This is a genomic window from Acinetobacter sp. UBA6526, from assembly GCF_002434875.1.
In the GTDB taxonomy this organism is placed as follows: domain Bacteria; phylum Pseudomonadota; class Gammaproteobacteria; order Pseudomonadales; family Moraxellaceae; genus Acinetobacter; species Acinetobacter venetianus.
In genome coordinates, this window is the sequence record NZ_DJLC01000241.1 from 1 (window position 1) to 14,769 (window position 14,769).

14 protein-coding genes and 1 pseudogene are annotated in these 14,769 nt (G+C 40.5%); 4 read left to right on the plus strand and 11 right to left on the minus strand.

Going from position 1 to position 14,769, the window contains the following annotated elements:
* Positions 1 to 99: 99 nt before the first annotated feature.
* Both B4237_RS16520 and B4237_RS16525 read left to right on the plus strand, forming a co-directional pair.
* A complete protein-coding gene (locus tag B4237_RS16520; RefSeq protein WP_278397628.1) occupies positions 100 to 501 on the plus strand; it encodes a cytidine deaminase in 402 nt (133 codons plus the stop codon).
* A 275-nt stretch (positions 502 to 776) separates the two neighbouring features.
* On the plus strand, positions 777 to 1,088 hold the full coding sequence (locus B4237_RS16525) for an ankyrin repeat domain-containing protein (RefSeq protein ID WP_278594956.1): 312 nt from the start codon (positions 777 to 779) through the stop codon (positions 1,086 to 1,088).
* Between the two features lie 218 nt (positions 1,089 to 1,306).
* Here B4237_RS16525 and B4237_RS16530 read toward each other — a convergent pair whose 3' ends face one another.
* From B4237_RS16530 to ribF, 5 genes and pseudogenes are all read right to left on the minus strand, one after another.
* Entirely contained in the window at positions 1,307 to 1,849 is a 543-nt protein-coding gene (locus B4237_RS16530) for an NADPH-dependent FMN reductase (protein WP_278594957.1), read from the minus strand.
* Positions 1,850 to 1,954: 105 nt separating this feature from the next.
* Positions 1,955 to 2,437: an FKBP-type peptidyl-prolyl cis-trans isomerase gene (locus B4237_RS16535; protein WP_278594958.1), complete on the minus strand. Its 483-nt coding sequence runs from the start codon at positions 2,435 to 2,437 to the stop codon at positions 1,955 to 1,957.
* 1 nt (position 2,438) lies between these two features.
* A complete protein-coding gene (lspA, locus tag B4237_RS16540; protein ID WP_007478162.1) occupies positions 2,439 to 2,969 on the minus strand; it encodes a signal peptidase II in 531 nt (176 codons plus the stop codon).
* Positions 2,962 to 5,799 (minus strand): annotated as a pseudogene (gene ileS / locus B4237_RS16545) (isoleucine--tRNA ligase). Before ileS ends, lspA begins: the two are co-directional and overlap by 8 nt.
* Before the next feature lie 62 nt (positions 5,800 to 5,861).
* Positions 5,862 to 6,863, minus strand: a complete 1,002-nt coding sequence (gene ribF / locus B4237_RS16550; RefSeq protein WP_007478164.1) for a bifunctional riboflavin kinase/FAD synthetase — start codon at positions 6,861 to 6,863, stop codon at positions 5,862 to 5,864.
* A gap of 207 nt (positions 6,864 to 7,070) precedes the next feature.
* Here ribF and B4237_RS16555 point away from each other — a divergent pair, with 207 nt between their 5' ends.
* Together B4237_RS16555 and B4237_RS16560 are read left to right on the plus strand one after the other, a co-directional pair.
* On the plus strand, positions 7,071 to 8,204 hold the full coding sequence (locus tag B4237_RS16555; protein WP_278594960.1) for a TDT family transporter: 1,134 nt from the start codon (positions 7,071 to 7,073) through the stop codon (positions 8,202 to 8,204).
* 234 nt (positions 8,205 to 8,438) lie between these two features.
* Positions 8,439 to 9,005 carry a 5'-nucleosidase gene (locus B4237_RS16560; RefSeq protein WP_278594961.1) on the plus strand — a complete coding sequence of 189 codons (567 nt, stop codon included), beginning with the start codon at positions 8,439 to 8,441 and terminating at the stop codon, positions 9,003 to 9,005.
* A 117-nt stretch (positions 9,006 to 9,122) separates the two neighbouring features.
* Here the strand turns inward: B4237_RS16560 and B4237_RS16565 are convergent, their stop codons facing one another.
* From B4237_RS16565 to B4237_RS16590, 6 genes are all read right to left on the minus strand, one after another.
* Positions 9,123 to 9,503, minus strand: a complete 381-nt coding sequence (locus tag B4237_RS16565; RefSeq protein WP_227512936.1) for a hypothetical protein — start codon at positions 9,501 to 9,503, stop codon at positions 9,123 to 9,125.
* Positions 9,504 to 10,098: 595 nt separating this feature from the next.
* Positions 10,099 to 10,710: a TetR/AcrR family transcriptional regulator gene (locus B4237_RS16570; RefSeq protein WP_061393549.1), complete on the minus strand. Its 612-nt coding sequence runs from the start codon at positions 10,708 to 10,710 to the stop codon at positions 10,099 to 10,101.
* 241 nt (positions 10,711 to 10,951) lie between these two features.
* Positions 10,952 to 11,752 (minus strand): ABC transporter ATP-binding protein, encoded by an 801-nt coding sequence (locus B4237_RS16575; RefSeq protein ID WP_286944000.1) that lies wholly within the window; start codon positions 11,750 to 11,752, stop codon positions 10,952 to 10,954.
* Positions 11,753 to 11,765: 13 nt separating this feature from the next.
* A complete protein-coding gene (ssuC, locus tag B4237_RS16580) occupies positions 11,766 to 12,569 on the minus strand; it encodes an aliphatic sulfonate ABC transporter permease SsuC (RefSeq protein ID WP_061515839.1) in 804 nt (267 codons plus the stop codon).
* Entirely contained in the window at positions 12,566 to 13,741 is a 1,176-nt protein-coding gene (gene ssuD / locus B4237_RS16585; protein WP_286944003.1) for an FMNH2-dependent alkanesulfonate monooxygenase, read from the minus strand. The genes ssuC and ssuD overlap by 4 nt, the downstream gene beginning before the upstream one ends.
* A gap of 31 nt (positions 13,742 to 13,772) precedes the next feature.
* Entirely contained in the window at positions 13,773 to 14,762 is a 990-nt protein-coding gene (locus tag B4237_RS16590; protein ID WP_286944005.1) for an aliphatic sulfonate ABC transporter substrate-binding protein, read from the minus strand.
* Positions 14,763 to 14,769 lie beyond the last annotated feature (7 nt).

Consider the following 14,769-nt stretch of genomic DNA (forward strand, 5'->3'; position numbering starts at 1 on the left):
TTATTGAATCATAAAACAACATAAATAAAAGTGTAAAAGCAACAATTATGAGATATCAATAATAAGAATCGAGAGGCTATAACTCTGTTAGGAGGCAAAATGGAACAGAAATTATTTCAAGCTGCAAAAGCATTAATGGTGAGGCGTTATCCTACAGGTTGGGGTGGTGTTGCGGCATTAGCTACAGAGAGCGGAAAAATTCTAACAAGTGTTGCTCCTGAAACGCAGAATGATGCATTAGCACTCTGTATGGAAGTTGGCGCATGCTTAGAGGCATACAAAATCAATGAAAAAGTTACTCATTCTCTCTGTATCTGTAGAGAGTCAGAAAATGCAAATATTCTAATTTTAACGCCTTGTGGGATTTGCCAAGAACGGCTTTCTTATTGGGGTGGTGATGTTCAAGTTGCAGTAAGTACACTGGATAATAGATTGCTATTTAAACAGTTAAGAGAACTGATGCCGTATCATTGGTCGATTGTGAATGGGATTAGTTTGTAATGTTATGTGGAGAACGCTGGAAGAGTGAAGCATCAGGGTATGAAGTATAGCTAGCCTATCTTTAAAATTTTACACAGTTGATGAGGAGTAGTAGCGAATTGATGTTGTGGATATTCTTAGTGATTATCTAGATTCATCAAGACTATTTATTGGGGGTATTATTTATGGAATCTCAACAAGTTTTGTAGAACTTTATCGTAAAGTGCTTCATGAATATATTGCTTCTGTCATTCTGATGGAACGAAAACAAATGTTTTTTAAATTTGAGGAAGTAAATGAAACTCAACTCTTTTTCTCCCCTCCCTGAAAATGATGACGAACTGCATTTGCCTGAACTGGTGTATTGGGCATCTTTAGGTGATGTGGAACAAGTCGAGCAACTATTAGCAGAGGGGACAGACCAAAACCAGACTGATGATGAAGGCTATAGCGCGTTACAGGCTGCTGCCGAGAATGATCATTTAGCGGTAGTGAAGCTGTTAGTGACTAAAGGTGCGGATGTGGCCTATAAAAGCGAATATACAGCGCTACAGCTTGCAGAAATGGCAGAGCATAGTGAAGTGATTACCTACCTAAAAAGTCTTTAAATCGCGTTTAAAAATGAGAGATAAAAAGAAGCCCCATCATCCTGACGGGGCTTCTTCATATTCAGTTTATGTCGTTGATATTCTATTAACGACCACGTCCTGTGTGTTTTATTATTCTCAATGAGACTTCCTGTCTCTCTATGCTTCATATATTAGCGATCAAGCTAGAAATGGAACAGAAGTGAATCTACCTGATCAACGTACGCTTAGGCGTACAACTAAGCGATATGATATTTCTGTAATTTGGCAACGAGAGCCGCTAATTCTTTCACTTCAAATTCATTGGCATCAAAGTTCTCGTCTTTATTACGTTTAAAGATGTCGCGAATTTCAATCACTGCATTTGGATCAATTAGACCTAAGCTTGAGGTTACTTGGCGAATTTGGCTAATTGAACGTGAACCATTGGTTGAACCATAGCCGATAAAGGCTGCTGGTTTGCCTTGCCATTCTTTACCAACATAATCCAAGGCATTCTTCAGTGCTGGACTATAGCCATGGTTATATTCAGGGCTAATGAAAATAAACGCCTGTGCCTGCGCAATTTTATCCGCCCACTGCTGCTGTTTTGGCTGATCATAGATGCCTGTCGCAGGTGGGTGAGAACCTGCAAATAGCGGTAAGTCCCATTTCTTAAGATCGACGATTTCTGTTTGAATATCTTTTAATGCGAGTTCAGTGGTTGCTTGTTGTACCCAATTGGCGACTTTGATCGCTGTACGACCTTCCCGAACACTACCAACAATAATATAAATCAGCATATTTAAATTCCTGTGTTATTGCTTTGATTTTAAAAATAAATGCCTTTAAATGATCTTATACTTTTTTTAGGTGATAAAAAAAGCTCTCATTTGAGAGCTTTTTTGTTACATCAATTTGATGCCTTGCTGACCTGCAGGGGTGACTTTGAAAATTTCAACTTCAAAGGTAATATTTTTCCCTGCTAATGGATGATTAAAATCAATCTCAGTAATGTCATCATTGACCGATCTTACGATCCCAAACAAGGTTGCTTTGGCCTTATCTTCAAATTCAATCATGTGACCAACAATTGGACGTTGTTCAAATTTGACGGTATCGAAGGTTTGAATATTTTCAGGATTCCAAGGACCGAATGCATCTTCTGGCGGTAAATGTACAGTACGACGATCGCCTGCACGTAAACCAAATAATGCCTTTTCAAATCCTGGCAGTAAGTTACCATCACCAATCACAAGATTTACAGGTTCTTCGCGTCCACGAGTGTTGTCGATTTCAACACCATTTTCAATGGATACAGAAAAATGTAAGTCAACTTTTGAGCCGTCTTGAATACGGATTTCTTCGTTAGGTTGGATAATTTCGTTCATCTTATGCATCCGCATTTTGGTTGCGTTTCTTCTCTAAGAAGAAAGTATCAATCAACAGTAAAATAGTCCCTAAAGTAATAGCACTATCTGCAAGATTGAAAGCAGGGAAGTGGCTGTTTTGGTAGTACACATGGATAAAGTCGACGACATAGCCTAGGCTGACGCGGTCAATCAAATTACCAATCGCACCGCCCAGAATCAAGGCAATAGCCATCGGTAAAATCACCATTTTCTTCGGCATACGCATTAACCAAAACACAAAAATGATCGATACGATACCCGCTAAAGAGGTAAAGAAATAACGCTGCCAACCACCCGCATCTGATAAAAAGCTAAAAGCAGCCCCGTAGTTATGCAGTAAAGTCCAGTTTAAAAATGGTAAAACTGGGATTGGATCGGCGTAATTTAAATGTGTACTGGCAATCCATTTTGTCCATTGATCCAACACAATGGCAAGGACTGAAAGTCCAAGCCAAAGTAAATTGTGCGGATAAAACTGAAACAAGCCTTTTTTTGCTTGTGAATTAGGCATACTTTCTCACTTCGCCACCACCAGTGACGTTGATGATACAACGAGCGCATAAACCTGCATGACCAACATGTGTATTTACATCAGGCAATACATGCCAGCAACGTACACATTTCTCACCATCTGCTGCTGAAACTTAGACGCGCAGACCAGCAAGATCTGTGCTTTCACCTTGTTCAGCATAAGGGTGAACGATGACTTGAGATGTGATCAAGACAAAACGCAATTCATCGGCCAATTGATTTAACAATGTCTGTAATGCTTCATCTGCCCAAAGTTCGACTTTGGCAGATAAGTTACTGCCGATGAGTTTAGCGTTGCGTGCAGCTTCAATCTGTTTATTTACTGCTGATTTTACGCTAATCAATGTTTGCCAATCTGCTTCTGAAAGCAGGTTTGCAGTTGATGCAGTTGGGATGTCATACCATTCAGCGGTAAATACATATTTTCCTGTTTGTTCAGGAATCAACGGCCAAGCCTCTTGTGCAGTAAAGCTTAGGATTGGTGACATCCAGCGAACAAAGGCCTGAACAATATGATACAGCGCTGTTTGAGCAGAATGACGTGCTTGAGAATCTGCTTTGGTGGTGTATTGACGATCTTTGATGATGTCGAGGTAGAAACCACCCAAGTCATTGATACAGAAGTTAGTCAGTGCATTGGTCACAATATGGAAATTCATCTCTTCATAAGCTTGCTGAATAGTTTTTTGAACCTCAGCAGCGCGTTGTAAGATGTATTGATCCAATGCAATTAACTGATCTACTGGCAGCGCATCTGTAGATGGTTTGAAACCATTTAAGTTCGCCAATAAGAAACGTAAAGTATTACGAATACGACGATAACCATCAGAGGCACGGCTAAAGATTTCCTTACCTGCCGTCATTTCATAACGGTAGTCAGCTGAAGCAATCCAGAAGCGTAAACCATCCGCACCCATATCTTTAATAATGTCTTGTGGGGTAATGATGTTACCCAATGATTTAGACATCTTACGGCCTTTCTCATCAACCACGAAACCATGGGTGAGTAGGCCTTTATATGGTGCACGTTCATTGATTGCAATTGAGGTCAGCAATGAAGATTGGAACCAGCCACGGTGTTGGTCTGAACCTTCAAGATATAAGTCTGCTGGATCTTGTAGGTCATCACGTTCACGCAGCACAGCGTAGTGTGTAGTTCCAGAGTCAAACCAAACGTCTAAGGTATCGCGTACTGCATTATATTGTTCTGCATCAGCACCGATGAACTCTCTCGCTTCACGGTTATACCAACCATCGATACCTTCTTGTTCGATTAGTTTAGCCACTTCTTCGATCAACTCAGGCGTGCGTGGGTGCAATGCATTGGTATCTTTGTGTACAAAGAATGGGATTGGCACGCCCCAAGTACGTTGACGTGAGATACACCAGTCAGGACGACCTTCGATCATCGACTGAATACGGCTTTGGCCCCAATCAGGCACAAATTCGATGTCATTTTCAATCGCATTCAAGGCATTTTGGCGTAGACCATTGGCATCCATGCTGATAAACCACTGCGGTGTTGCACGGAAGATAATTGGTGTTTTATGACGCCAGCAGTGTGGGTAGCTGTGTTTAATGGGTTGGTGTGCCCATAAACGACCCATTGCACCCAACGCCTCAATGATTTGAGGATTTGCTTTATAGATGTGCTCGCCAGCAAAGATCGGAGCTGTTGGCAAATAAACACCATTGCCGCCCACTGGATTATCTACTTTTAGATTGTACTGTAAACCGACTTTATAGTCGTCCACACCATGGCCGGGTGCGGTATGAACAGCACCTGTACCACTTGTTGCGATGACATGCTCACCTAAAATCACAGGTACTTGACGATCTGTTAACAGTGGGTGTTGCAATAACAGATTTTCGATTGCCGCGCCTTTAAAATCAGCCAGTACCACTGGATTTTCTAGTTTGTAGCGTTCGATCGCAGATTCAACTAAATCTTTAGCTAGAATAAAGTTTTGCGTGCCACGTTCAGTGGTCACTTGAACTAATTGATAGTCGATTTCAGCGTGTAGTGCTACAGCTTGGTTAGCAGGCAAAGTCCACGGTGTAGTGGTCCAGATCACAATATCAGTTGCATCTTGCACATCAACATTCAAACGTGTGCTTAAATCTTTTAGATCAACAACGCTGAAGCCAACATCAATCGCATCCGATTTTTTATCTTCGTATTCAACTTCCGCCTCTGCGAGTGCAGAGCCACAGTCCATACACCAGTTGACTGGTTTTAGACCCGGTTCAATATGACCAGCTTTGGCAATTGCACCCAGTGATCGTACGATGTCCGCTTCTTGTTTGAAGTTCATGGTAAGGTAAGGATTGTCCCAGTCACCAAATACCCCCATACGCACGAAGTCTTTCTTTTGTAGCTCAACTTGTGAATAGGCATATTCACGGCATGCTTTACGGAAAGTTGAAGCATCAACTTTAACACCGACTTTGCCGACTTTTTCTTCAACTTTCAGTTCGATTGGTAAACCATGACAGTCCCAGCCCGGTACATACGGTGCATCGAAGCCATCTAAAACTCGGCTTTTAATGATGATGTCTTTTAAAACTTTATTGACTGCATGACCTAAATGGATTTGACCATTGGCATATGGAGGGCCGTCATGCAGTACATATTTTTTCTTGCCAATACGCGATTCACGAATCTGCTGATAAATGTTGTCGGCATACCACTCTTCTAACCATTTAGCTTCACGCACAGCTAAGTTTGCTTTCATCGCAAATTCAGTATGAGGTAAATTGAGTGTGGCTTTATAATCCACTGCATTTTCAGGAGTTTGCTTATCGCTCATGCAAGTTTTCTTCCAGTTTGATCAGTTTGTAAACTGACATGTATTACAAATGAAAATTAAATTTAAAAAGGAAATTCTGAAGTACGACTACGATAATCACGTAATTTTTGTACATCATCATCAATTCCGACTTTGAGTGCTTCAAGCGAAGGGTAATTCAATTCACCATGTAAATAGTGAAGAAAAGTCACCCGCATCAATAAGCCATACAGATTAGCAGAAACATCAGGGAAATGTACTTCTAATCGCCATTCTGGCTGTGCTTGTTGGATGGCAGGACGTGTCCCCACATGACCTGCACCAAATAAACTATCATTTTGATATCCTGCAATACCGTTGAGCGCAGGATCTGAATGTTTAATTTTTTCACTCAATGACGCGTTTTCACAGACCACATCTACTGCATAGATGCCATTTAAACAGGGTTTATGGCGATTTAAACGCACATTAATGGTTGGAAAATCAAGAGTACGACCAATCTGATCTCCATATTGCACTCGACCTGTAATGCTATAAGGACGACCCAGTAGTTTTGCAGCTAAAGCAAGATCACCTTCTTGTAGCACTTGGCGAATACGGGTAGAACTGACGCGTTCACCTTTTAAGGCAACGGTATTTAAATTTGTGACATCAAAACCATAATCACGTAAAAATTCGCTATTGCCCTGACGATCTTTACCAAAATGAAAGTCATCACCCAGCACTAAACTTTGTGCATTGAGTTTTAATTTGAGCAAGTCAGCAAATTGTGTTGCACTGAGGCTTCTAAAATATTGATCAAATTTTGCGACTGCGATGTAATCGACACCCAGTTCAGTTAAATATTCGACTTTTTCACGTAATGAGCTAATGCGCGGAGGTGCGTCATAACCTTTAAAAAATTCAAGTGGTTGCGGCTCGAAAATCATGACTAATGTGTTTAAGCCTTGTGCTTTGGCTAACATTTGCAATTGAGCAATCATCGCCTGATGACCGAGATGGACACCATCAAAATTGCCAATCGTTACCGCAGTCGGAGGTAACTGAAAATCTGGCGATAATGCGTTGAGACGAAGCAACTTCATGGGCGTTAAATACAGTGAATTTTGCAAAGGCTATATATTGCCATAATCTCGGCGTTTCGTCTTGTTGTTGTGTTTTTACACAGAAAAATTTCAATATTTAAAACTTTTATATCAATTTAATTTATTCATTAAATAAAAATAAATCAATTTTACTTATTTAAAATCTCTTTTAATATAACGCTATCGTTGCTTTATATCGAGATAGAGATGAAAAAGCCATTTTATCAGCTAGAACAGAGCAGAGATGTGATTCGCCATTTTACCCCAAACTGGTTTACTGCAACCATGGGAACAGGCGTTGTCGCAATGATTTTAGCACAGCTCCCTTTTGCTTCATCTGTTTTGTTTATGCTTGCGACTAAATTATGGCAGTTTAATATTTTGTTATTTAGCACTTTTAGCGTGCTTTATGCTTTACGTTGGATTTTATTTCCAAATGAAGCAAAACAGATTTTTAATCATCCCAATATGAGCTTGTTTTTAGGCGCTATTCCAATGGGTTTAGCCACTATTGCCAATGGTTTCCTCAGTTTTGGTATTCATCTCTATGGGGATATTGCAATACATATTGCTGAATACCTTTGGTATCTCGATGTTTTGCTCGCAGTGATGATCGCATGGATTGTGCCGTTTTGTATGTTTAGCTGCCAAGATCATCAGCTACATCGTATGACGGCAGTATGGTTACTCCCGATAGTGGCGTGTGAAGTTGCAGCCAGTTCTGCTGGTCTTTTATTGCAACATTTAGCTGCTGACCAACATGCTTTAGCGATCTTGATCACTGGTTATGTGTTGTGGGGGATTTCAGTACTACCTGCTTTTGCGATCTTAACCATTTTAATGTTGCGTTTGGCCTTGCACCAATTGCCAGAGAAAGAAGTCGCGATTTCTAGTTGGTTATGTTTAGGACCGATTGGAACGGGAGCATTAGCGTTATTATTGCTTGGTGAGCAAGCGCCACGAATTATGCAAGTGATGGGTTTTGATGGCTTAGCAGTATTACTTCCAGCCTTAGGCATCGTTGCAAGTTTGGTGTTATTAGGTTTTGGTTTGTGGTGGTTTGGAATTGCAATTCTTACAACTTTACGTCATACACGCACAGGTATACCATTTAATCTCGGTTGGTGGGGGTTAACGTTCCCATTCGGCGTGTTTGTTTTAGCAATCTTTAACTTAGCACATCAGTTACATATCGACTTCTTACAGTATGTGGCGGTGGTTTTAAGTGTATTGTTGGTTGGCTTGTGGGTATTGGTGGTGAAGAAAACCATAGCGGGGGCGTATAGCGGTCAATTATTTTTCTCTCCTTGTTTAGTCGCCTTACAGCAGAAGATGCAATAATACCGAGATGTGCCGAAGCACACCTTTTTATGTAGCCTGAGTTCTGTTTATATCTTTAGTTTTTTTAAAAACAATTATCTTGATGGAATCTTATTTGTTCTCATCCAATTTCAGGATAAACAACTCCTTATAAATGGAGCCCTGTCTCGAACAGTTGCGGACGACATTTCCGAGTATCATGTTTTTTGTTAAATTTAGGCCATGTTTGTTTATTCTGATTGAAAAGAGTCCTTTATGAATGCTGATATTGCCCTGATTATGGCGTTGCCAAATGAGTCAAAAGGTTTATTTGAGCAAGCAGGAATAGATGTCCACTACAGTGGTATTGGCAAAATTAATGCGGCATTCAAGGCCTTTGAAGTGATTCAAAAAACAGGCTGTAAAACACTGATCAATTTAGGCAGTGCAGGCAGTTCGCACTTCGATGCTCATAGTCTAGTTGAGGTGATTACTTTCGTGCAGCGCGATATGGATGTTTCACCTTTAGGTTTTGCTGTTGGGGTGACACCGATGGATGAGCATTTTCCAGCAGAGATTCATGCACAACCCCACTTTGAATCCTTACCAAAAGGAATCTGTGGTACGGGTGATTCGTTTGAAACAGGCGTACCAAAAGTCAGCTGTAATTTAGTCGATATGGAAGCTTACGCCTTGGCTAAAGTGTGTAAAAAGCTGGGAGTACGATTGATCTCAGTCAAATATATTACAGATGGCGCCAATGATACCGCGCATCTGGATTGGGAAGAAAACCTATTGTTTGGCGCACAAAAATTATTGGCGTTGTATCAGGCGCATTTTTAAATGAAACGATCTAAGGCTGTAGTGTGTGCTGGTAAACTTTATATTGTTGGTAACCCATTGAAATAAATTTTTTATTTAATTCATATAAACGGCTATTGTGTTAAATGGAAGTAAGTTTTACCTTAGTTTATGTTGCATCTTGAGTCTTACCAATTCTTCACGCCCTACAAATTTTTTAGGATTTAGATCCCAATACTCCTCCAAGACCTGAATTATTTTTATTCTGTCTATTTCAGTAAATTGTTTTAAATCTAAGTGTTTCATTAAATAAAAATCACGATATTCTGGCAATAAACAAAACCCTAAACTGCTTAGTTTTAACTTTTCATTAAAATCTAAACATTTCTTGGACATTGGACGTAATATATTTATACGTGATGCAAAAGAGGCATAGAGCCGAATGTGTTGGACAAGTTCTTTGTTAGCAATCTGGCGAATACAAAATCCAAAACTATTTACATAGATTTTATTGGTCGTAATGATTAATTTAGCATTCATAAATAAGATCGAAGCTATCAATATAAAAATTAAAAAAAACCATCCATAAATGTTTTGATTTATAAGAAATTCAATAAGATCATTTAAGTTATTAACCGTGTTAAATTCCATATTGGAATTCATTGATAACGTAAAAATTGCCGTGATCAAAAATATAACCATAACAAAAGAAATAGGTTGATATCGACATGTAAATAAAGTGTGTTCATCTAAGGTATTCATTTGCATTTCTAATTAATTAATAGTTTGTTTTTTAACACGTTTTTATAGTTAATAAAAATACTTTAATTTAGACTTAAGGAATATCTGAAATAGTGTAGATATCCTAAAATTAACACAATACAGTTTATACTACATCCTTGAGATTTTGCATTTATTATCAATGTTCTAGTGAATGTCGTTTCTGTATTCTACGCACGGGGACAGGTTTTTCCATGATTTTTCATGCTTCATATATTTATTGATCATTGTTCCATTATTTTGTTTAGATCAACTTAATAACATTCTCATGTATTGAATAAAAAAAAGCGACTATCGAAGTCGCTTTTTTATTGCATCTCAACCATTAGAATTAAGGTTGTTTCTCAGCAAAAAATTAACGTGGCAATACACCGTACAACATCATATGCACGGTGTGTTCGATAGTGCGTTGAAACATACTGCGATTGCGTAAGGTTTTCCCTGTGACCATTTCCATTTGTGTAGAAAAATCTGCGTAATTTTGAGTGATTGCCCATATATTAATAATGAGTAATTCAGGATCGATTTCTGCTGCAATTTTGCCTTGTTCTTGCCAAGTTTGGATCACTTTGGTTTTACGCTTAAATAGCTTTTTCAAAGGACCTTTTAAAATAGGTAGAATATGCGGAGCACCCTGAATAATTTCTAATGCAAATAAACGAGAAGCTTTTGGCTGATCCCTTGAACTTTCTAATTTTTGAATTAGATAGTGTGTTAATGCTTCAGTGGGCTCAAGTTCTGACTCAAGGGTTTGCAAAGGAGCAAGCCACTTCTGTAAAACTGTTGTAAGAACTTCAACGTAAAGAGACTCTTTATTTTCATAATAATAGAAAATATTCGATTTATGCATATTTGCAAGCTGTGCAATCTCATCCAAACTTGCACCACTGAACCCATAGACGGAAAAAACATCCAGGGCAGCATTCAGCAATTGATTGCGCTTTTGTGTACTTTTTTTCTGTTCCATCTGAGAGCTTGATTCAAAAAATGTCATTGACATTGTAAGATAATTTGTCGGATTTGTGCACAATAACGCATTTTTTTTGTCGAAAAAAAACTTTACGATGAAATGAAAATTTCCTACGTAATTGATAATTCTTGAAATCTCAATATATGAATACATATTTTGTAAAAAATTAATCTGTGTTGGTCTTGCAAGAACACTGAAATTCTATTATTTAGCATGTCTTTACATATAAAAAGCAGTCTTAGGTTGCTAAAACTGCATCAAGTACTTGTTGTTCAAGCTGAGCGAAAGCAATGCTTTTTTTGCGGGGACGGGGGAGGTCTACTTGGAAATTCCGTGCGATATGACCTTGATCCAGCAATATGATTCGATCTGCCAATTGCACTGCTTCACTGACATCATGTGTGACCAAAATTGCAGTAAAACCTTGTTCCTTCCATAGACGTTCAATCAAATTTTGCATTTCTAAACGCGTCAAAGCATCTAATGCGCCTAATGGCTCATCCAGCAATAAAATACGTGGTGTATGTGAAAGTGCGCGTGCAAGAGCAGCACGTTGGCGCTGTCCACCAGAAAGCTGTGCTGGCCATTGATTGGCTTTGTCTTTTAAGCCTACTTTTTCTAATAGTGTTGCTGCAAGCGCATATTGTTCTTTAGCTAAACCAAGTTGAGCATTGTGCAGAACACTTTTCCACGGTAATAATCGAGGATCTTGGAACATCACGCGAATATCAGCGCTCGTAATGCCCTCAGGGAAATTGCGAGCAGATTGAAATTTTATTTCTCCATAACTGACATTTTCTAACTGAGCAATCAAACGCAGTAGCGTACTTTTGCCGCAACCACTGCGTCCAACAATAGCAACAAATTCACCCGCTTGAATGTTGAGGTCTAAATCCTCAAGAACTTTGACATCACCATAAAATTTATACAGTTGCTCAATCAAAATATCAGCGCCATTGGCGGGTACTGTAGAAGTTTCTGGTTCTGTTATTGGTTGAATGAGACTGTTATCGTAAAAGTTTAAATTTAAGTTACTCATGTTTCTGTGCCTTTTATTTTTGATACCCTGCATGCCAACGCAATAGATAGCGTTCTAGTGCTTGTGCTAATACATCTGCTAATTTACCCAGTAGGGCGTAGAGTAAAATACCGACTAAGACAATATCGGTCTGTAAAAACTCGCGTGCATTCATGGTCATATAACCAATTCCCGACTGTGCTGAAATCGTTTCTGCAACGATTAAGAGTACCCAAACCAAACCTAGAGAAAAGCGCAGTCCAACTAAAATCGAGGGCATCGCACCTGGTAAGATAATGTCTCGATAAAGCTGCCAACGATTCAGACCGTAGCTTTTACCCATTTCGATGAGCTGTGGATCGACGGAGCGGATACCATGATAAGTATTGATGTAGATCGGGAAAAACACGCCGATCGCAACCAAAAATAACTTGGCAGTTTCATCAATACCAAACCATAAAATCACCAGTGGAATTAGTGCTAGTGCAGGGATATTACGGATCATTTGCAGGGTAGTATCCAGCAAGGTTGAAGCCACACGCGATGAGCCATTGAGTAGTCCTAGTATCAGACCGAGTCCACCACCAATTAATAAACCGAGTAGCGCCCGACCTGCACTGACTTTGACATGCTGCCAAAGTTCGCCACTAACTAGCAAATGCCAGAAAGCACTCACAACAGCAGTTGGGGCAGGTAATATTCGATTTTGTAGCAACCCAGAGCTAGATGCTGTTTGCCAAATCAGAATCAACAGTATTGGGAATAACCATGGCAGTAGACCTTTACCTATTCTTTGTGTTCCACGTGAAACATCCTTCAAAAAAGGTTTTGTACTCATGCATCCTCCTTGACCAAGGTTTTTGGCACTTTCACTTCGGGCACATAGTTATTGGCAATGATTTCTCCGAATGGACCTGTGAGATGAGGTTGTGCCAATTTTTCACGAGTTTTAAGTGGGAGTAGTGGGAACACCAATTCGGCAAAGCGGATTGATTCTTCCAAATGTGGATAGCCAGAGAAAATAAAGGTATCAATGCCTAAATCAGCATATTCTTGAATGCGTGCGGCAACTGTTTCAGGGTCTCCGACTAAAGCAGTACCCGCGCCGCCACGAACTAAGCCAATGCCTGCCCATAAATTCGGAGATACCTCTAATTGATCTTTACGTCCGCCGTGTAGTGCAGCCATACGTTGCTGACCGACTGAGTCCATCTGCGCAAATTTTTTCTGTGCCGCCGCAATTGTGGCATCATCCAGATATTGAATCAGTTCATCGGCGGCGGCCCATGCTTGTTCATTGGTTTCGCGCACAATCACATGCAAACGGATGCCATAAGTAAGTGTGCGACCTTTGCCAGCTGCTTTAGCACGGAGATATTCAATTTTCTTCTTTACTGCAGCAGGAGGTTCACCCCAAGTCAGATAGGTATCGACCTGTTCTGCCGCCAGTTCGGTTGCTGCTTCTGATGAGCCACCAAACCACAGGGGGGGATAAGGCTGCTGTACAGGCGGGTAGAGCAGTTTGGCGTCATCGACACTGAGGCGTTCGCCGTGGAATGTAAATGATTCACCCGTATGTGAGCGAGTCAGGATTTCACGCCAGATTTTGACATATTCGGATGCGGTTTGATAACGGGTACTATGATCTTCATATAGACCATCACCTTTCAGTTCTTGTTCGTCACCGCCAGTCACCAGATTCAGCAAAATACGACCATTGGAAAGGCGGTCAAAAGTAGCTGCCATCCGTGCCGCAAGTGCAGGTGTGGTAATGCCCGGGCGTAGTGCTACCAAAAACTTAAGTTGCTTAGTCGCATCAATCAGACTTGCTGCAGTGATCCATGGATCTTCACAAGAACGGCCAGTCGGAATCAATACCCCTGCATAACCGAGATTATCCACGGCAACGGCAATCTGTTTCATATAAGCATGATCGACCTGACGAGCACCCTTGCTGGTGCCTAAATAACGACTGTCACCATGAGTGGGAATAAACCAGAAAATATTCATGTCGATGTTCCTTATAAAATGAAAAGTATGACTATTGGGCAGACCAGACGCTGTGCTGAATATTGATGTGCACAGGAATGAGTTGCTCTTGTTTAAATAAGTCGGCGATTTGCTGCTGACTTGTGATCACTTCACTGTTGAGTGCATATACAGGTGAAGGTTTTGGACGTTTATTGAGAACTTGTTGGGCGACAGGGGTACTGAGACCTGTGCTTTGTGCATAAATCTGTAAGGCTTGATCTTGATGCTTTACAATCCGTAGATCTGCGCTATTTACACTGTTAATGAGTTTCTGCGCTGAATCTGGATGCTTTTGAATGAAGTCAGGATTGCCGATATAAAAAGAATAAGTGGTTGGAAAAGCAGAGCCATCGACCAAAGTTTTTGTATGGCCTTGTAACTCTGCAGTTCCTAAGTAGGGTTCCCCAATTGCCCACGCATCTACGGCCTGCTTATCAAAGGCCGCGCGTGCATCGGCAGGAGGTAACCAAATCGGTTGAATGTCTTGCCAAGACAGCCCCGCTTTTTGCAGGGTTTTAGCCAAGAGTTCGTGTGCACTTGAGCCTTTCTGTACCGCAACTCGCTTGCCTTTTAAATCTTGCAGGGTATTTATTTTATCGTTGGCATGAACCAATACAGCTTGGCCTGTGGGTGCAACCACCTCATAAGCCACGTAGCTCAACGGTTTTGCTGCAGCTTGAGCAAAGATTAGTGGGGTATTGCCCACATAGCCAAAATCGATAGCACCGACGGCAAGTGCTTCTAACATTTGCGGCCCAGCTGGGAATTCACGCCATTCAATTTTGGCGTTCGGAAATGCTTGCTCAAGCAGTTGTTGCTGTCTAGCTACCAATAAATTCAGTGATGATTTCTGAAAGCCAATAGACAGGGTTTTGACCGCCGTATTTTCTTCGGCTGAAGTTACTTTCTCCGTACTTTGCGGCTCAGTTTTTTGGCAGCCGCTGAGTAAAAATGCAGAGATCAGTAAACTAAGAACAGAAATCTTCGCTAACAACGTCATGATGCTC